The sequence below is a fragment of the Fluviicola taffensis DSM 16823 genome, from assembly GCF_000194605.1.
Classification (GTDB): Bacteria; Bacteroidota; Bacteroidia; order Flavobacteriales_D; family Crocinitomicaceae; genus Fluviicola; species Fluviicola taffensis.
Map to the genome: position 1 here is coordinate 2,727,151 of NC_015321.1, position 20,606 is coordinate 2,747,756.

Annotated in this window: 13 protein-coding genes; 5 read left to right on the forward strand and 8 right to left on the reverse strand. The window is 37.2% G+C overall.

Features of this window, described 5'->3' with window-relative positions; all coding sequences use genetic code 11:
* Nucleotides 1-21 precede the first annotated feature (21 nt).
* The 3 genes from rpsO to FLUTA_RS11900 all read left to right on the forward strand — a co-directional run bounded on the left by rpsO (nucleotide 22) and on the right by FLUTA_RS11900 (nucleotide 3,147).
* Nucleotides 22-291 carry a 30S ribosomal protein S15 gene (gene rpsO, locus FLUTA_RS11890; protein WP_013687130.1) on the forward strand — a complete coding sequence of 90 codons (270 nt, stop codon included), beginning with the start codon at nucleotides 22-24 and terminating at the stop codon, nucleotides 289-291.
* Nucleotides 292-495: 204 nt separating this feature from the next.
* On the forward strand, nucleotides 496-2,655 hold the full coding sequence (locus FLUTA_RS11895) for a polyribonucleotide nucleotidyltransferase (RefSeq protein WP_013687131.1): 2,160 nt from the start codon (nucleotides 496-498) through the stop codon (nucleotides 2,653-2,655).
* Nucleotides 2,656-2,763: 108 nt separating this feature from the next.
* Nucleotides 2,764-3,147 (forward strand): diacylglycerol kinase family protein, encoded by a 384-nt coding sequence (locus FLUTA_RS11900; RefSeq protein WP_013687132.1) that lies wholly within the window; start codon nucleotides 2,764-2,766, stop codon nucleotides 3,145-3,147.
* A 14-nt stretch (nucleotides 3,148-3,161) separates the two neighbouring features.
* On the opposite strand, the gene FLUTA_RS11905 is transcribed toward FLUTA_RS11900, so the two are convergent.
* From FLUTA_RS11905 to pbpC, 3 genes are all read right to left on the reverse strand, one after another.
* Nucleotides 3,162-3,635 carry a hypothetical protein gene (locus FLUTA_RS11905; protein WP_013687133.1) on the reverse strand — a complete coding sequence of 158 codons (474 nt, stop codon included), beginning with the start codon at nucleotides 3,633-3,635 and terminating at the stop codon, nucleotides 3,162-3,164.
* Between the two features lie 99 nt (nucleotides 3,636-3,734).
* A complete protein-coding gene (locus FLUTA_RS11910; protein ID WP_013687134.1) occupies nucleotides 3,735-4,040 on the reverse strand; it encodes a hypothetical protein in 306 nt (101 codons plus the stop codon).
* Nucleotides 4,041-4,170: 130 nt separating this feature from the next.
* Nucleotides 4,171-6,501, reverse strand: a complete 2,331-nt coding sequence (gene pbpC, locus FLUTA_RS11915) for a penicillin-binding protein 1C (RefSeq protein ID WP_013687135.1) — start codon at nucleotides 6,499-6,501, stop codon at nucleotides 4,171-4,173.
* A 158-nt stretch (nucleotides 6,502-6,659) separates the two neighbouring features.
* On the opposite strand from pbpC, the gene FLUTA_RS11920 reads away from it, so the two are divergent.
* A complete protein-coding gene (locus FLUTA_RS11920; RefSeq protein ID WP_013687136.1) occupies nucleotides 6,660-9,692 on the forward strand; it encodes a ligand-binding sensor domain-containing protein in 3,033 nt (1,010 codons plus the stop codon).
* Nucleotides 9,693-10,436, forward strand: a complete 744-nt coding sequence (locus FLUTA_RS11925; protein ID WP_013687137.1) for a LytR/AlgR family response regulator transcription factor — start codon at nucleotides 9,693-9,695, stop codon at nucleotides 10,434-10,436.
* Between the two features lie 92 nt (nucleotides 10,437-10,528).
* On the opposite strand, the gene FLUTA_RS11930 is transcribed toward FLUTA_RS11925, so the two are convergent.
* The 5 genes from FLUTA_RS11930 to FLUTA_RS11950 form a co-directional block, all read right to left on the reverse strand.
* The gene (locus FLUTA_RS11930; RefSeq protein WP_013687138.1) at nucleotides 10,529-10,999 is read right to left on the reverse strand and encodes an Mpo1 family 2-hydroxy fatty acid dioxygenase; all 471 of its coding nucleotides are present in this window, start codon (nucleotides 10,997-10,999) and stop codon (nucleotides 10,529-10,531) included.
* Between the two features lie 240 nt (nucleotides 11,000-11,239).
* Nucleotides 11,240-16,798 carry an alpha-2-macroglobulin family protein gene (locus FLUTA_RS11935; RefSeq protein WP_013687139.1) on the reverse strand — a complete coding sequence of 1,853 codons (5,559 nt, stop codon included), beginning with the start codon at nucleotides 16,796-16,798 and terminating at the stop codon, nucleotides 11,240-11,242.
* Nucleotides 16,799-17,237: 439 nt separating this feature from the next.
* On the reverse strand, nucleotides 17,238-19,157 hold the full coding sequence (locus FLUTA_RS11940; RefSeq protein ID WP_013687140.1) for a M1 family metallopeptidase: 1,920 nt from the start codon (nucleotides 19,155-19,157) through the stop codon (nucleotides 17,238-17,240).
* 49 nt (nucleotides 19,158-19,206) lie between these two features.
* Nucleotides 19,207-19,959: a tRNA threonylcarbamoyladenosine dehydratase gene (locus FLUTA_RS11945; protein WP_013687141.1), complete on the reverse strand. Its 753-nt coding sequence runs from the start codon at nucleotides 19,957-19,959 to the stop codon at nucleotides 19,207-19,209.
* Complete coding sequence (locus FLUTA_RS11950; RefSeq protein ID WP_013687142.1) at nucleotides 19,952-20,602, reverse strand: TatD family hydrolase; 651 nt, start codon at nucleotides 20,600-20,602, stop codon at nucleotides 19,952-19,954. Before FLUTA_RS11950 ends, FLUTA_RS11945 begins: the two co-directional genes overlap by 8 nt.
* Nucleotides 20,603-20,606 lie beyond the last annotated feature (4 nt).

The window sequence follows — 20,606 nt, forward strand, 5'->3', positions numbered from 1 at the left end:
AATCATTCAAGTAATATTGGCATGTATTTAGATTCAAAAGCAAAAGAAGAAATCTTCGCAAAACACGGAGGTTCAGCAACAAACACAGGTTCAACAGAAGGTCAAGTAGCATTATTTACTTACCGTATTGCTCACTTAACAGGGCATTTGAAAAAGAACCGTAAAGATTATGGAACTCAAAGATCTTTACAATTGTTAGTTGGTAAACGTCGTAGTATGTTAGATTACCTGAAGAAAAAGGATATCGAGAAATACCGTGCGTTGATTAAAGAATTAGGTTTACGTCGTTAATAAAAAACAGGTCACTGAATACTTGCGCTAAAGCTTCAGCATAGGCGCAGCGTAGTCGAAGTGCCAGTTTTCACGATAACATATTAAAAAGGGGGGCTTGTCGGATTATTCCGGTGTCCCCTTTTTTTGTTTAAATCGTCCGTTGGGACGAAAAATGGGAGGGACGCGATGCTTCGCGTCCGTACAAAAATGTAAAGTATAAATATGAATATAGGAATCAAAAAGTCCATCGTTACTGGAGGGAAAGAAATTTCCATCGAGACCGGAAAATTGGCGAAACAAGCCGACGGTTCAGTAGTGTTACAAATGGGCAACACGGTGTTATTGGCAACTGTCGTTGCAGCACCAGAGGCAAAAGACGGAGTGGATTTCCTTCCGTTAACGGTAGATTACCGTGAAAAATACGCAGCAGCAGGGCGTTTTCCTGGTGGATTCTTCCGTCGTGAAGCTCGTCCATCTGAAACAGAAATCTTGGTGATGCGTTTAGTGGATCGTGCATTACGTCCATTATTTCCAGATGATTATCACGCTGAAGTTCAGTTGATGATTCAATTGTTGTCTTACGATGGTGTAAACAACCCAGACGCATTGTGTGGTTTGGCAGCTTCTGCAGCAATTGCAGTATCTGATATTCCATTCAACGGACCGATGTCTGAAGTACGTGTAGGTCGTATCAACGGTGAGTGGATTGTTAACCCTTCAATGGAAGAGATGAAATCAGCAGATATCGATATGATGGTTGCTGGTACTATGAAGGATGTGAACATGATTGAAGGAGAATTTCAAGAAATCTCTGAATTGGAAATGGTTGAAGCAATTAAAATTGCTCACGCTGCTATTAAGGAGCAATGTCAATTCCAATTAGATCTTGCTGCACTAATCCCAACAGCTAATCCAAAACGTGTTTATTCGCACGAAACGCATGACGAAAACGTGAAAGCGAAAGTGTATGAATTGGCGATGGATAAATGTAAAGAAGTTGCTCGTCAAGGTCTTGCAAATAAAGCGAAACGTACAGAATTGTTCGACGCAATCAAAACGGAAGTGAAAGCTGCATTCTCTGAAGAAGAGTTGGCTACAGTTAGTGGTTTTATTTCTACTTACTTCTCTGAAGTGAAGAAAAAAGCGGTTCGTTGGGTTATGTTGAATGAGCAAAAGCGTTTGGATGGTCGTAAATTTGACGAGATTCGTCCGATTTGGGCTGAAGTAGATTATTTGCCAATGGTTCACGGATCAGCAGTATTTACACGTGGGGAAACGCAATCATTGACAACATTGACCCTTGGTGGTAAAATGGATGAGCAGTTGATTGACGGAGTTACTTTCCACGGAACAGAGAAATTCTTGCTACATTATAATTTCCCTCCATTCTCTACAGGAGAAGCGAAACCATTGCGTGGAACTTCTCGTCGTGAGATTGGACACGGTAACTTGGCATTACGTGCTTTGAAACCGGTTCTTCCTGCAGATAACGCTTATACTATTCGTTTAGTTTCTGATATTTTAGAATCAAATGGTTCATCTTCAATGGCAACAGTTTGTGCTGGTACATTGGCATTGATGGACGGTGGTGTTCAAATCAAAGCGCCAGTTTCTGGTATCGCAATGGGATTGGTCGCTGACGAAGGTAAATTTGCTGTATTGTCTGATATCTTAGGAGATGAAGATCACTTAGGAGATATGGACTTTAAAGTAACAGGAACTTCTAAAGGAATCACAGCTTGTCAAATGGATATTAAAGTAGACGGTTTACCATACGAAGTATTGATTCAAGCTTTGGATCAAGCGCGTGCGGGACGTATACATATCTTGAATAAGATTATTGAAACAATCGCAGTTCCAAATCCAGATTTCAAACCGCAAACTCCTCGTATCGAAGCATTCAATGTGCCTAACGATATGATTGGAGCAATCATCGGACCTGGAGGAAAAATCATTCAAGGAATTCAAAAAGACACAAAAACAACTATTACAATTGAAGAATTGGAAACAGGTGAAGGTCGTGTTCAGATTATGTCGAATAATGCAGAAGATATGGATGCTGCAAATTCACGTATTCGAATGATTGCATTCCCTCCGGTAGTTGATGAAGGTGCAGAATACGAAGGAAAAGTGAAAGCTATCAAAGATTTCGGAGTATTCGTTGAAATTCTTCCTGGAACAGACGGATTGATTCACATTTCTGAGTTCTCTTGGGAGAAAGTAGCAAAAATGGAAGACGTAGTAAAAGAAGGAGACGTATTGAAATTTAAAGTTGTTGGTAAAGATCCAAAAACTAAAAAATGGAAATTGTCTCGTCGCGTTTTATTGCCAAGACCAGAGAAAGCTGCTGAAGCAACAACAGAAGCTCCAAAAGCTGAGTAATAAAAAATAGGATAAAGTGAAAAGACCATCAGAAATGATGGTCTTTTTTTTGTTTCATAATTAGTAAAACACAACCTGATTTTCAGCGTTAATACCAAAAATTCATAGATGTCTAAACACACATTCTCCATCTCAGCTCGCATCAAAAGCTTTAAATATGCCTTTGCAGGTTTGAAAATACTCTTCATTGAAGAACACAATGCTCGAATTCATTTGGTTTCGGCTCTTATTGCAATTATTTTGGGAGTTGTCTTGAAAATCTCTTTGAATGAATGGATTGTTTTGGTGATAGTTATGGGGCTGGTATTCATTTGTGAGTTGATTAATACGTCTTTGGAAGCAATGGCCGACTTTGCATCACCTGAAAAACATCCTCAAATTAAAAAAGTGAAAGATTTAGCAGCAGCTTCTGTACTAATTGGTGCATTGGTAGCTCTAGTAGTTGGAATCATTATTTTCTGTCCTAAAATCCATCACATTATTTACAACTAACTGGAAAAACTCAATTAATAGGAAATATTCAAGTGTCCCTCCGTAATTTGGATTGTATCTGAGTGATAATCGGTTTCCATCATTTCAAATTCGAAAGTTGCTTCCATTTTCTTTAGAATGGTGTCGTTTGATAAGATTGTAATGGAACCACTATCAACCCTGTAAAAATAGTCGTATGAATACATGATAAATGAGAATGAATCATTCCCATTATATGAATATGTTCCAGGTGCAAGATCCTTCTTAATTCCCAATGAATAATAATCACTGGTTTCGGAAATAAAACCCACAGAAACACCAATCGTTTGCTCGTTTGATGAGACTTCTGCATTATTTGTGGTAAATGGAACTCCATCTCCTTTCAAACTAAATAGATTGTTTGAAATTGGAGTATTTGGTGTTTGTGCTGTTGGAGTGTTTTCCTCTTTCTTTTTACAAGATGTACATAAAATAAAGAGGGCTAATGTGGTAAATAAGATAGTTTTCATTTGCAGTAATCCTCATGAATAATGTTAGTTATTAAGATAAAAGTACGACAAAAATTGTGGTTAACAGCTTTTTGGAATGAATAAATCTTTCAAATTCAACTAATTATTTCTTCGAATTCGATTATATATCTGAAATAACTCATCATTCTTTTGACTCAAATAGTCGAAAAATCGATCAAAATGGATGTTTAGAATTTGCTCAATTTCTTTGATCAAATTTTCAGTGTGATGATGTGATAAAGAATTGGAGCTTTCAGAAATTAAATCTAATTGCCCCACTTTTAAAGCAAAGCGAGAAAATACTCCTCTAAATTCTTTTACATCTGTCCAAGTTGAATGATTTTTCACACAAACTGCTTCGATAGCTTTGTAGTTTTCTAATTGATTGATTACCGTGCTGTTCATGATTGACAAAATTTTAGTGCTGTTTCTCTATTCAATTAACGCAATAAAACGGACAAGGTTGTACTAGAAAATCTTAAAAAATCTTAACTGTATCTTTCATGGATTAAAGTGTGCGTTTATGGGATAAAAATTAAAGTACTTCAAAGGCTTCTGTTAACAGAACTCCTGTTTCATCCACAACGGTTACTTTATGTTTTCCTTTTTCAGGCTGCACAGCAATTTGATGTATTTCAGAAGTGGTACCAATAAACTCTTCATCAATGTGCCAATAGAGAATGCTGTTTTGTCGCGTATGTGCCATTTCAAAAATGACCTTTCCACGGCTTCCACTCAATTCTTTTGGAATGTAAATCTTGGTCTGATGCTTCGGATAAATGAATCCCATGATATTTTCGGGTTTATTGGAAGTGCATTTTGGATCAAAAGGAGGAACTGAATGATAATTTGGGTTTTGTTGTACATAATACTTTTCCATGCTTGGTGGAAGGATAAACCACGATTTATGTTTCATAGTATGACCACCTTCGCAATCCGCATTTACACGGAATGTTTCTTTTTGATTCAAATGAACCAATTGATGATAACCACAACTCTTACTAATTAAACTACTTGACGGGATTTGTTCAAAATGTGTGTGTTCACAAAAGCGATTAGATATTTGACCGCTTTCATTACAGATTTCTGTTCGAGTCATTTCTGCTACTGGTTTTGAAAACCATTTTTGAGGAGCATCTAAATTTCTGAAAATTGAAAATAATAGAGGAGCAGCAGCTTTTACTCCTGTAAGTCCAGGTCTCCCTTCACCATCGGCATTCCCAACCCAAACGGAAACCACGTATTTGGGAGTAATACCAACTGCCCAAGCATCTCTAAACCCAAAACTTGTTCCCGTTTTCCAGGAAATTTTCTGAGAAGATTCAAATGCGCGCCAATTATTTTCTTCATCAGGCCTGTTTACATCAACGAGTGCTTCAAAGGTGGAGTAAATACACCCTTTGTTTAAAAGTGGTTTGGAGCCTATTTGTACTTTTTGAGAAAAGTGAATGGTGGTGTTTGTTTCATTTTGAAGATGCTGCGCCAATGAATTGTAGCAAGCATTCACTTCCCAAAGATTGGCTTCTGCTCCACCAAGAATTAAGGATAGACCATAATGACTCGATCGCTTATTCATGTGTCGAAATCCGAGTTGTTTTAAATCTTGGTGGAATTTCGCCTGACCATATTCGCGCAGGAGAAATACCATGGGAATATTCAAACTCTTTGACAAAGCTTTATTTGCAGGCAATGCTCCAGAAAATTGACGATTAAAATTGTTCGGAGCAAATGTTCCAAAACGCGAAGGGAAATCACATAATAATTGCTTGGGGGTAATCAATCCAGCTTCCAAGGATTTTGCATAGAGCAAAGGCTTTAAAATACTTCCAGTACTCCGAGGAGCTTGAATACAATCGACATCAAATGCATGTTCTTCATCTGTGTGATTCAAGTTGCCTTTGTAAGCTAAAACCTCACCAGTTTCGACGGACGTAATCAAAACTGCAGCATTGAAAATTCCGTATTCGTTCATGCGCAAAGCATATTGTTCCGCTTCTTGATTCACCATTGCTTGAATTTGCTCGTCCAAAGTAGATTGAATCAATTGCTCTTTCTGTCCCTGTAAAATACAGCGTTGCAATAAATGTGGAGCCTCTTGTGGCAGAGGAAGTGGTTTGTCAGGAAGTGGTTCTTCCAAAGCCAAAAAGTAATTGAGTTTGTCAATTACCCCTTGTTCGTGAAGCATTTTTAGTAATCGATTTCGTTTTCTATGTAAACTTTGGTGATTTTTCCCTGGATAAATGAGTCCTGGAGCATTGGGTAAAACTGCTAAGGTTGCGCTTTCTGCCCAACTTAAATTTTCTGGAGCTCTTCCAAAATAACGCCAAGAAGCAGCATCGATACCCACGACATTGTTTCCAAACGGAGCATTTGCTGTGTATAAATTCAAGATTTCTTCTTTCGAATGACGAAACTCTAATCGTGTGGCAAGGATGATTTCGACCATTTTTTCTGAATAAGTTCGGGATGGATTTTTGCGCATCAATCGAATGACTTGTTGCGTAATCGTACTTCCTCCACTTACAATTTTGCCTTGTGAGATGTTTTGATAAAAAGCGCGCCCAATTCCTTGAAGACTTACTCCAAGATGCTGGTGAAAATTTTTATCTTCAAAAGTGACTAAGCAAACAGCAATTTTTGGAGGAGTTTTTCCACTTGGAGGAAATCGCCATTGACCATCTTTTGCAATGTGTGCACCTAACAATTTTCCACTCTTTCCAACCAATACTGTGGAGTAGGGATCATTGAAAATAGTTGATGGCAGTGCTTGCACGTACCAAATCAGAAACGAATAAAAGCAGATACGTTTGATGAATCGCTTTTTCCAGCGCCATTGTTCTCTCCACCAAAATAGTTTCTCTCTCATCGTTTTTTACTGAAAGTAAGTAGTCTGAATTGAATGAAATACATGCTTTTATTATTCGTTGTGTTTGTACTAAAAAGCGTATATACTTTTTGATTATTTAAAAGTCATTGGTTGCAGGCTTTTTAGTAATTTCAACGAAGTAAGATTGGAACGAAACCATGAAAAAAAAATCTGTTTTATTGCTCTTTATGTACTTGATTTTTGCGAATCAACTTTTTGGGCAATTGGCTAGTTTTCGAAACTTTTCGGTGGAAGACGGTTTGGGGCAATCTCAGGTTTACAGTGTAATTCAAGATCATAAAGGATATTTGTGGTTTGGAACAAGAGGTGGAGGTTTATCGCGTTTTGATGGACAGAATTTCGAGTCATTTACAGACAGGCAGGGATTGGTGAATAATTACATCTATTCGCTAAAGGAAGATTCGAATCATACACTTTGGATTGGAACCAATGATGGGCTTTCCTCATACAATGGACAAAAAATTAGGACTTACAAACATCCGAAGTACGCGAATCATTTTGCTGTTTTTGGTTTGACTTTAGATTCCAAAGATAAATTGTGGCTCGCTACAAATCATGGAGTTTTTACTCTAAAAGGAGATTCGTTGATTTCCATGAATCGATTTTTGGAAATTGGAGACGGAACAGTCAACGCGATTTTTTCCGACTCAAAAGGAGTTCTTTGGATGGGAACGGGAACTGGACTCCTTTCTTTCCAGCAAAACGGGGGAAAGCAATTCACAGTCAATCATGGATTCAAAAATCGCGTGATGCGGAATGCCATTACGTGTTTGAGTGAGGATCAACAAGGAAAAATATGGATTGGAACTTATGGTGATGGAGCTTACGTTTACAATCGAAAAGACTTTTACCGTGTTGATTTACATCATGAGCTCTATAAACAAACGGTTTTCAATATTTTTTGTGATGAAAATAATGTATGCTGGATTGCAAGCTTGAATGCTGGATTGGTTCAATACGATCAGAAAAGTAAAGAATTTACAAGTTACACTGAACGAAATGGCTTAGGAAATAATCATGTTCGATCAGTTATCAAGGATACTTGGGGTGATTTGTGGATCGGAACATCAGGTGGTGGTGTTTCGCAATTTGCTGGGAAATTATTCTCGCATTATTCCATTTCGGCTGGTTTAGGAGGAAATTTTATTTATTCGATTTACAGAGATTCTAGCGAAAAATTGTGGTTTGGAACTTCCCAAAATGGGGTAAGTGTTTATGAAAATGGAGTTTTTAGCCAGTTGAATGTTCAAAATGGTTTTGATGCCATAAAAGTCAAGGCAATTATTGAGGATAATAATGGTTTGATGTACTTCGGAACGGAAGGACAAGGAATTGGAATGCTCTCAGCTGGTGGTTTTTCATGGATTGATGAGACACGGAAGTATTATGTCCGGCAAATGTCTAAGGACAAAGATGGTGTGATTTGGGTTGCAACATCAGGTTCTGGATTGATTCGAATTTCAGAACAGGGGAAACATATTGAAAATGTTTCTTTTGATGAGGGGTTACTGCACATGCGTTTAACTTCCGTTTTTGTAGATTCAAGAGGATTGGTTTGGTATGGTGCAGAATCAGCTGGACTTGCCTGCTACGATCCAAAAACGAGAACCACCAAGATTTTGACAAAGGATTCAGGATTGAGTGCAGATGCCATTCGAAGTATTGTGGAAGATTCGAAAGGTAGAATTTGGGTCGGAACGGCAGGAGCTGGAATTAATTGTGTGGAATACGGAACTAAATTAAAAGTAACAAAGAAGATCAGTATTGAATCAGGACTGCATTCTTCGAATGTTTATTTGATGGTTTTTGATGTCAATAATCACTTGATTTTAGGTTCTGAATCTGGTCTAGACATTTTGGATTTGAATGAAACCAATCAGATTAAAAGTATTAAACATTATGGCAAAAGCGATGGTTTCTTAGGAGTTGAAACTTGTCAGAATAGTGTTTGGAAAGATAAAGACGGAAAAATTTGGTTTGGAACAATCAATGGAGCGAGTTGTTATAATTTATCGAATTTGAAAGTGAATAAAACAGCTCCTATTTTAAGTATTTTGGATATCCAATTGTTTTATGAATCGCTTTCCAAAACAAAATACAACGATGTGCTATTGCCTTGGAATAGTTATAAAACCCTTCATTTGCCGCATGATCAGAATCATTTGAGTTTCTTGTTTCGAGGAATTAATTTGAAGAATCCAGAAGGAGTGGAGTATTCTTGGAAAATGAGTGGTTTTGAGAATAAATGGTCGCCATGGACGAAAGAACAACGTATCGTTTATTCGAATATGTCTTCAGGGAAATATACCTTTTTGCTTCGTTCGCGCAATGAAGATGGTTTCATTAATCCAATTCCTGAAAGTTTCTCCTTTACAATCGCAACTCCTTTTTGGAAAACGGCTTGGTTCATTTTCATTGAATGTATTTTAGGAGGAGCGCTTATTTGGTTTATCATTTGGGTTCAAACGGCTCGTATAAGACGAAAAGCAAAACTGGCTCAAAAGGATGCGGAATTTGCTCGTAATCTATTGGAATTGGAACAAAAGGCTCTGCGTTTACAAATGAATCCGCATTTTATTTTCAATGCACTGAATTCGATTCAAGGACTCATTGGAACTGAAAATGAAACCAAAGCGCGTTATTATTTGGCCAAATTCTCCCGATTGATGCGTCAGATTTTAGATAATTCTAGAAATACCACCATTTCTTTGGAAGAGGAAATTTCTACGTTGGAAAACTACCTATTAATTGAACAATTTTGCAATGGAAACCGTTTCGAATATGAAATTATCGCAGATTTGGAAACCGAATTGAACTTCATTCAAATTCCTCCAATGCTTATTCAACCTTTTGTTGAAAATGCCATTAAACATGGATTTAAATATGATGTAACTGATTCTCGAACGGGTAAAATCACTTGTTTGTTTCAAGAAGTAAATGATGGAATTACCTGCGTGATTCGAGACAATGGAATTGGTAGAGAAGCTGCTGGAAAGAACCAAGAAGCAAGCAATGAACCACAACATATTTCGCGGGGATTCAATGTTACGAAAGAAAGATTGGATTTATTAAGTACTAATTCGAATGGTCATAAAGTAAGAATTGTAGATTTGTATGACGATGATGGAATTGTTATTGGAACCGAAGTTCAACTTTTTATACCCTTGTAAATGATTAGAGCTGTAATTATTGACGATATAGAACAGGCGCGCATTACTTTTAAGAAAGATCTGGAAGTCTATGCTCCCGATATTCAGGTTGTGGATGAAGCTTCTGGCGTTGTGGAAGGTGCAAAGTTGTTGAAGCATATGAAGATTGATATCTTGTTTTTGGATATTCAAATGCAAGATGGTTCGGGCTTTGATCTGTTGGATATTTTGCCTGAAATTCCATTTAAAATCATTTTTATTACAGCAAGCGACGCACATGCAATTAAAGCTTTTCGATATGCTGCAATTGATTATTTACTCAAACCCGTTGATCCAGATGAATTGATTGAAGCATTGAAAAAATTCCGTAATCACAATCACAACGAGCAGGACAATTACCGTTTGCTGAACGAATCTTTGAAGCAAAGCAATAAAGTGCAAGAAAGATTGGCTCTTCATGCGCAAGATAAAATCCACATTGTACAAATTGCAGATATTATTCGTTGTGAAAGTAATGTGAATTATACGGAGTTCTTTTTCACGAATTCAAAACGGATTGTTGTTTCCAGAACCTTAAAGGATTTCGAAGATATTCTAGGTGAATTGGGCTTCTTCCGAGTACATCAATCACATTTGGTGAATACGAAAATGATTCAGGAATTTGTGAAAGTGGAAGGTGGACATTTGATTATGTCAGACGGAAAAATGATTCCTGTTTCTACAAGAAAGCGCGCGGATGTGGTGAAAATGTTGGAACAGCTGTAACAAGTTCAAAGGGTTCAAAAAGTTAAAAGGTTCAAAGAATTTAAGAGTTCAAATTGGAACTATTGAACGTTTCAACTTTTTGAACTGTTTTTCTAAGTCTTTTTCGGACTTAGAAAACTAGTTAGAATCCAAGCTGGACCAATCAATAAAAACTGGATGTCTTTGAAAAAGGAAGGTTTCTTACCTTCGAGTTTATGCCCGTAGAATTGTCCAATCCAAGCAACACTGAAAATAATAAGAGAAGTAATCCATAAAGGTCCAATCTTGGCTAAATAGAAATTTCCAATCACGCATAAGGCGGAGAAAATTAAAATGTAAAGTGCCATTCGGAGACATAGACGCAAGTAGAAGTAAAGCACGAGAATCAGGGCAGCAACAGCCCAATTGACCAATAGAAAGTTATCTGAATGAACCAAACTGATTAATCCACGATTTGGGATACTCATTAAAAGTCCGACGACGGAAAAAAATATTGCCGGAACACAGATATAATGAATCTTTTTGTTGGTCATATTTTGGTGACTCACAGAATATTCGGCAAACCATTCGTCGAGAGTTCTCATTGGTTTTTTGAACCAAGTTACGAAATGAGATGGTTTCTTGCAATGACTCTTTGAGTATAAAGATCGAACTTCTAGAATTTTCAAAAAATAGTCTTCGAAAATTCTAAAAGTTTCAAATTTACTTGTTCATAAAGATGTGAACAATTTTACAGTTATAGCACTGTTTATCAATTATTTAATGTTTTTTTTTAGTTTGTAAAAAGGGCTGCTCATTTTTTAACGAGCAGCCTTCATTAATTATCAGGATGATTTAGGTTGTTTTACAATTTTAGTCACTTCAACCCATCGGCCTTTTTCCTGCGCATTCACCGAATGGTCATACATTGCTTCTGAAAAAACTGCTGGTAAATAGAATTTCCCCAAGTAAGATGCATTCAACTGAATTTTAAAAATCTTCGTTTCATTCGGAGCCAATTTGAAATAACTGTAAACACGGTCATCTCTGTAATCTTGGTAATCAATATTGGGAGTGCTTTCTTCGTCGTACAATCTGGCATTATGTATTTCCCAACCACTCGGCATAATCTGACTCAACGCCATTTCCCGGTAGAATTGATCTTTCGTAGGATTTTTCAATTTTACTTCCATAATGAAATCCGTTCCTTGCACAATTTTAGTTGGATCGATTTTTACACCATTCAAATTCGTATACGTAATATCCATGTCAAGATTACTGCGAATGTGTTTCTCCTTGCCAATTTGCGGAACTTTCGTGGTACAGAAAGTCAAGTAGATTTTTTTTGCAGAAGTATTCTTAACACTCAATCGCTTCATTTTAGACCCGTCAGCTTCCGTGTAATTTTTGGTGGTCATGCATTTGTTAGCAGTCACTTTTTCTGAGTTTACCTCAAATTGAAGCGCTCCACCATTCTTTATTTTTCCACTTGTTAAGGAAAGAATACAATAACCCGCTTCTTGTGTACTCAACCACTGATTCGATTTTAGGACATCTGCAATTTCTTTTTCCAATTGATCCGTAGATTTTGATTCAATCATTAATCCTGCTTCCAGATTCATGGCTTTATCACGCAAAGTTGAACCGTATGAATACGAATATTCACGGTAAGCAGTAGCTGTGAAACTCAAATTACGAGTCATTTGTTTTGCCAAATCTTTCTGACCAACCAAATAATAAGCGGCCGCTAATCTCCATTTGGCAGTAATTCCCAATTTGGAATTTTCTTTTAGGCGATTCATTGCACCCAATTCAGGTTTTCCTGCCAAAGCCAAGGTATATAAGCGATAAGCTTGAATCAGTTGATTGGATTCTTCCGCATGATTGGAATAGCTAGAATACGATTCAGAAGACCAATTATTTGCCTTATTTTTCTGATAATCGATCCAACGCGATTTTAAATTTGCAGGTAAAGTAAATCCATGTTGCTCTGCTTCGATGATGAAATGTCCGGCATAATTTGAACCCCAATCACTTGCTTCTCGATCTCCAGGCCAGTAAGCAAATCCACCTTCGTATTGCTGAAAGCTTTGATACTTTGTGATGGCTGCGCGAATGTTTGCAGTCATTTTACTTTTATCTTTTTCACTGAATTGCATAATATCCATTGCGAAAAGCTGAGGAAACACAGCCGAAGTTGTTTGTTCAATGCATCCATGCGGGTAATTGATTAATTCTGACATTCGCCCGCTTAGATTGATGGAAGTAAATTGACTTGCCTCCAATGAGTAGGAGTGAGAACCCTTGATTCCGTCTTGCTCCATGGAAAAACTAACTGAAGAACCTGGTTCTATTACTTTTGTTTCGCTTTCCAAAACTTGCGGATTTGGACTTCGCACATCGACTTCGAATTCTTGGGTTGCTGTTTCATTCCCCGATTTCGCAAAGATCTTGATTTTCGCAACTCCCAATTTATTCGCAACTTTCAATTCGAAATTAACAATCTGATCACCTTCTGCAGCAAATTTAATTCCTTGATTTTTTGAACCGTTGACTACTAATAAATCATTGCAAGTAACTTGTACGTCAACATTTTTAATGTTGTCTTTCATTGCGAAGACATCAACAGGTAATTGAATCGTTTCACTTGGTCCGATTACACGAGGTAAAGTTCCCAAAACCATCAAAGGCTTTTTAATTGTTACTGTTTCTTCTGAACTTCCGAATGCAGTTGCAGCATGAGCTACGACCATAACACGAACGGATCCGATATACGTTGGAAGTTCAATTTGATGTGTTTTTGAAGATCCTGCTGGCAAAACAAAGGGTCCTAAGAAATAAACCATTGGCTTGAAACGATTGGCTTTTGGTCCGGCGCCATCATCTGCTGAACCATCTCCGCCAATACTCAATAAGCGATTCAATTTACCAGAATACGCACCAATCACAGAATTGTACATATCCCATGTTTTGATCCCAAGAGCTTCTTTTGCATAGAATGTATTCCATGGGTTTGGTGTATTGAAACGCGTTAAATCTAACAATCCTTCGTCCACAATTGCTAAAGTATAGGTCATACCTTTTCCTAATTCTTCTTTCACAGTTACTTTTGCAGTTGATTCTGGTCGCCATTCTTTTGCAACTTCAATTTTTGGATGCAAATGAGTTGCTGGATCATCGACACTTATTGGAACAATTCCGTACATTCGAATCGGTAAATCATTGGTTGTTGCACTATGGGGTTGAATCAAACTCACATGAACATATGCATTTGGAGCCATGTCTTCTGTTGTTTCAAAAGAACAAGTTGTTTCACCTTTAATGGTATTTACCCAAAATTTCTTGATGATTTTAGTGCGTGTTTCAATCGAAATGAGTGCTTTTCCAATAGCAGGAGATGGAATACTCAATTTGACCGTTTCTCCTTTTATATAGGATTTTTTATCTGTTGAGAAGTTCAACATGGAAGCATATTCATTGTTTTTTTGATTTCCGCGACTCCAATAAGGAACATCAATGGATACAGTTTTCCCAGATTGATGAAAACCTTCTTCGTCTGTTACAGTGATCAAAAAGCGTCCATAATCTTGTTCTTTTAAACCGAACTTGAAGTCTGCTTTTCCTGTTGAATTATTCAATAAGGTATCGTAAACCAGCATGTTTCCATTTCGTGCCATGAAGTTCCCTAAATCATCATCTCCTGTTTCATACCACCATCTCCATTCCATGCGGTAAATTTTCACCCGCACCTTGGATGGCTTTTTCAATAATTGTCCATTTCCATCAACCAAAACTACATCGAATGCATGTTTCTTTCCAGAGACTAATGAATTATCAGCTTCTAGGTCAGGAGTTCTAAATCCTACATATTGCTTGAAAGGTGAATAGATCTGTGAAAAACGGTCGATTGAGAAGTTTCCTCCTTGTTCGAAAACACGCATAGTATAGGTTGCTTTCAACATTCCGGAAGCTTGTGAAAGTGAGGATACTTCTTGTTTGAGGGAAGCTTTCCCGTTGACATCCAAATCATCATCAAACAAGGTGTTTTTGTCGGAGTTGATTTTTCGGACAGGAGAATCAAATTCAAATTTCGAAAACCCGGGAATGATTGTTTTGGTGGACTGATATTCCACATCGACTGTAGCTCTTAAGTTTTTTGCTGGAGCTCCGTGTAACCAATACGATTCGAGTTTCAATAAACTATCTGAGTTTGCATTGCTGGGAACAGTTAATTTCAACTTCAAGCGGTTGGGTTTTACTGTTTCTACTTTCAAATATTTGGTAAATTCTCGCGATCCAACACTAATTCTAGCAGTATAGATTCCAGTTTGAGAATCATGACGAGTAGCCGTTCTAAAATCGTAATGTCCATTGATTCCTTTCGATTTGATTATCTTACTAACTTCATTTCCAGAAGGGTCTGATAACGTGAAATTTACAGGGTGATTGAGTGGAAGTTTGTTTTCGTAATCTCGAAGTACAAAATTGACATACATCGAATCTCCTGGTCTCCAAACTCCACGTTCAGCATATATGTAGCCTTTTAATCCATTTTGAACTTCTTCACCTTCTACATCAAATTCCGACAGCATATTCGAATGGCGATCGCCCAATTTTAGATAGCCGCGCTGTTTTCCATATTTTGCAATCAATAGAAACGGTTTTTCAGAAAGTGTCTTGGTGTACATTCCTTCTGAATTGGTTGTTCCAGAAGCAATTACTTGTTTGGAAAAATCATAGAAAGTCACGGAAGCATTTGGAATGGGTTGAGTCGTAATCATGTCTGTGAGGAAAACATGTGCTTCTTTTTTCGCATCCATTTTATAGATTACCCCGATATTTGAAGCTAAAATGTTGCGAGAAACTGCTTTTCCATAGTAATAACTTGGGCTGCATGGAGATTCGTTTCCATAACCGCCCCAATCATTGTATCCATCATCCCAATCTTCCATGTGCCAAGGTTCTTCAGACCAGCTTTTGTCTGTTGATGATTCTTCGGATGAAGCAGATTCTTCTGAGTTTTCTTCAGCGGTAGCAGCACAATCACACAAGGCATCTGCTTGTTCAAACTTGATTGAGATGCGGTAAATTGCTCCTGGTTCTGGTCGGATCCATTTCTCCAAATCGAGAACATGGGACTTCCAATCGCTTTTATCTTCTTTTTTGACTCCCAACTGAATGTGTTTTTCAGCAATCTTCTTTCCGAAACGGAATATCGCATCCGATTCATTCAAATTGTTTACTTGCAAGAAATGATGTACATTTTCCTCATAGATTTTGATAATTCGAACGGTAACAGATTTCAATCCAATGGTTTCAAAGGGAAAAATCAATCCTTTCGAGTCGGGTAGAATAGAGCCACTTCCTGTAATCCTGATTTTTGGTTTGGAGGCAGTAAATTGCAATGAACGCTCAGTGCCTTTTAACATCGAGTAATTTTTGATGTTCTTGATTCCCGAATTGACTTTTAGTTTGTAATCTCCTTCAATTCGTTTTGGAATAAAGACCGTTACTTCATTGTAATAGATAGAAAACGTTTCACCAGTAATACCTTCTAAGTCAATCAATCCATTTAAGTCTTGATTGGTTGATAATGGCTCTGAAAATGAAAGGCGAATACTTTGGTCATCGTCGTCATTTACTTCAAAAGAGCTCAACTCAAAATCGCCAAGAGCAGGAACTTTAATGCTTGTAGAACCCGTTGAAAAGGATGAAATTGCATCACCATTCCAGTTTACGGTTAGTTTACCTTCTTTCTCTGAACGTTTTATACTGTCAACGATATAGAAAAATTCGTTGCCTCCATAACCTTCTTCAAACCGCATTTTTGATTTTTGACCTTGATACTCCACGGAAATAAGTTCTTTCAATTTTGTGGTGTCAAAGTGGTCCGTTACAGAAAAATTCCCGCGTAAGGAGTACCATTCTAAATTGTATGAATCGTATTCAATTAAATTTGGCTCTGAAACATCTATTTTTTGTGGTTTTGTTGCGAATTGAAAATTGAATTCTTCGTAACCATCTTCCACGTTCATGATTTCTTTCAAATTCAAGCTAACCGTATAGATTTGGTTGGAACTCAACGATTTTTTAGGTGTTATCTGAATAGTTCTGAAATCGACCCATTGAATATCTGCATCTACAGCAGGACTGATTTCAACGATTTTTTTTAATACTTTATCGTCCATGCGGGATTTCATGCCTAATTCCATCAATTTGGTTGAATCCAATTGATCTCGGAGTTCGATTTCAATATGATCGGAATTGGATATAATTCCCGAAGTGTATCCAGAAACCCATTTTCTAAATTTGGGATCTACTGAAATGATTTTATTGCTGGAACAAGCAAAGATTGTTGCGAGTAAACTGGTAGCAATAGATAGAAGAATAATGAAGCGAGACATAACTGTTGTATTTGTTATGTCAAAGATGAGTGTATCTAAAAGAAGAAAAGGAGTCGTTTTAGGAGTCGAGAGTACCTTTTGATTATTCGTGGTTGAAAGGAGATTATTTGATAAAATGTAATTCCGCAATATTACGTCGGTTACGAATTATCGTTAAAAACAGTAGGCACGTGATTCGTCGTGGGACATGTATTATTCGCACCCAAACCATTTTATCATACAAACTGTGTTATATTTTTCCACAAATGCACAAATGTTGGAGGCGCTTACCAGTCGCCTCTATAGCCTGTAAACACAAATAAATAGATGTTTATCCGGTTCAAAAGCGAGTGCGGTAGCCGAGCTAAAATTTGTGCATTTGTGGTAGAAATTAAGTCTGGGTGTGAATTGTGATTAATTCCCGACGCATCGCGTGCCTACTGTTTATGTATTTATAATATCACGGTTTATATCCCAATAATTCATCCATAGTCATTGTTGAAACAGGATGATAATTCATTCTCACTTTTTTGTAAACTTCCAATCCCCAAGCTTTGCTTTCTTTGTTTTTATTCAATGCTGTATAAATCGGCAATAAGAACTTTCTACGTCCAACTTTAGAAATGAATCGTTCAATATCAGGTCGAATGTCTGTGTAGTTTGAATTGATTCCAAGTACATACCATTCTGTGGCAACTTCAGCATTTCCCCAATTATTGAAATGCAATTTTTCATCGATAAGAGCTAATCGTTTCGGATCCATTTTCTTAGGTAAAGCGCGAATGAATGCTTGCCATTCTTGTGGAACATATTGATCACGCGTTAAAGCTGGAAGTTGCTTTTTCCCTTTTTTCTTCGCTGGTTTTTTGAAAATGTCCTTTCCACCTGCAAATTCATGGGCTAAACTTTGAATTTTCTCGAAACGAGGAGAACTAACAGCATAACAATTTTTGGGCAATCCTGATTTGTATAACCATTCATCAATGTTGAAATTCACATCTGTTTGACTAATCAGGTTTTCATTTAAGTAATTTTTGAACTGCTCCGTAGTGAGTGTTTGAAATGCGTGATCGGAGAAATATTTTTTCAAGAATGCATCAAAACGTTGTCTTCCAAAATCGCGTTCCAAGGTTTTTAATAAGAATGCACCTTTTACATATGCGATAGAAGTCATTCCATCATCTGGATTTCTTTTGGAAAGTTCGAGTTTTAAATGCGTATCTTCTTCGTCTAATTCAGACATTTCTGTTTGAAGTTCTTGGAATTCGATTAAAGCAAGCATGTCGGCTACTTCTTTTCCGTATAATTCTTCCATGATTCGATTCTCAAAGTAAACCGTGAACCCTTCATTTAACCAGAAGTCATTCCAACTGGCATTTGTAACCAAATTCCCTGACCAAGAATGTGCCAATTCGTGAGCAATAACAGAAACGGCACTTCGATCTCCAGCAATCAATGTTGGATTCGCAAAAGTCAAACGTGGATTTTCCATCCCACCAAAAGGGAAGGAGTAAGGTAAAACAATCACATCATATTGTTCCCATTGGTAAGGTCCGTATAAGTTTTCAGCAGCGTGAATCATTTTTGGAAGATCTTCAAACTCCCATGCAGCTTTATCAACCATTGAAGGTTCTGTATAAATTCCACAGTTTTTACCTAAGCTTTTATACTCCAAATCACCAACAGCTAAAGCAATCAAGTAAACTGGAATAGGTTGTTTCATCTCGAAGTGATACTTTCCTTCTGGGTTTTTCACTTTCGGATTTGAAGCACTCATCAATGCCAATAATTCAGAAGGAACAGTTACATCAGCGCTATAAGTAATTCGATTTGCAGGTGTTCCTTGTACAGGAATCCAAGTACGCGTGAGAATTGCTTGACCTTGCGTATACAAGTAAGGATGTTCTTTTCCTTCAGTCAATTCAGGATCCATCCAATCCAATGCACCTGCATTTTCGGTTGTTTTGTAGTAAATATTGATGTATTCGGTATTCTTGTCAATTTTCACACTTAAAGGTTGCCCCAAAAATTCTTGCATGGTTCCGATAATGAAATCGGTTTCCTTTTCGTGCCCTTTTTTTCCAAGAGTTACTTTTTGAATTTCAGGTCCGTTGATGTCAAAAATGGCTGTATCAGTGTCTTTCAATCGTTGCATATGATGACGCGCAACACCATAGATTGTTTTTTTCTCAAAATCGACATCGATTTCTAAATCCAAGTGTTTTGTTCGAATTTCATCTGTATTTGAAAAGGAATGTGCATCGTGACTTGCAACTACTCCATTGATGGATTGATCCTTATCCAAAGGCTCTGCATCGTTTCCGCAACTAGATATAAATAGAATAAGAGCAGCGATGCTGAACAAGTATTTTAGTTTCATTTTTTCAGTTTGAGGTTTGCGAATATACTTTTTTCTTTGAATACCTTCATTATTTATCAAGAGCTTTGCTTTCTCTTGTTTCTTTTTTCGTCAAATAACGAATTACTTCTGCGGCACCCATTAATCCAAACAAGGCAGGCATGTAGCTTACCGTTCCATAAAATGAGCGTTTGTAGTTGTTTCCATCGGTCATTTTTAAAGAATCTTTCAGCTGTAATTCGGACGAATACACACATTTAATTTTTTCAAACCCAACATTTTTTTTCTTGAGTCTTTTTTTGATATGTGCTCCTAATTTACAATTGTAGCTATCAGGTAGTTTGGCAACATGAACGCGTGCTGGATCAATTTTACCACCTGCTCCTAAATGTGTGATGACTTTTATTTTTCGACTTTTACAAGCTATAATCCATTCTAGTTTTGGAGTCACACTGTCGATACAATCCATCACATAATTAGGTTTGTACTGATCTAGTAATTCCCAAACACGTGCAGGAAGCACAAACTCTTCGACGATGTTTAAGTGAATATCTGGATTGATATCTTTGATACGTTCACCTAAAACAACTGCTTTATTTTTCCCAATGGTAGAATCTAAAGCGGTTAGTTGTCTGTTTTTATTGGTGATGTCAAAAGTATCTCCATCCACAATAGTCATCGTTCCAACTCCTGCTCTAGCAATAAATTCTGCAGCAAAAGATCCAATTCCTCCAAGTCCCACAATGAGTACATGAGCTGATTTCAGACGATTCATTTCTTCGGGTCCTAAAATCAACTCTGTACGCTCCAACCACTTACTCATACTTAAAAATTCGGTTTGCGTTTTTATTTAGTTGTTCGGTTAGGGCATACAAAGATACTTTTTTTATTTCAGCGACCATTTGGTAGGTTTCAATCAGGTCAATTTCTCCCATATCTGTCTCCAGTAATAAGCGCTCCAAAGGAATTTGTTGAATACCCGATTGAAGTTTTTGATTGGTTAAGATGGATTCGCCAATACTGATGATTGCTTGTTGATATTCCAACACATTCTTAGTAATGGAAGCTTTATTGAAGCCGTGGTATATTATCGAGGTATTAGGAGCATTCTTTTCATGTAGAAAACGACATCTATCCCAAGTATTCACGCAATGAAGAATAACTGGTTTTTGAAGTTTTTGAGCAATTTTCAACTGAAACACATACAATTCTTCTTGTTTCTGAATCGCATCATATCGATTATCCAACCCAATTTCACCGATTGCCAAAAATCCAGGATTAGAAGATAATTCTGAACAAATCAGATCCAGTTCTTCTAAGTTGAAAGGTTGTTCCTTTGGGTGAATGCCAAAAGAGAAAAATTCAGGCAATTGACTTCCTGAAAGTTCCGTTAATTGAACAATTCCACGATTTTTTGTTTCAAAATTGTGTGTGTGTGAATCGAAAAGGCTCTCTAAATCAGACATTAAG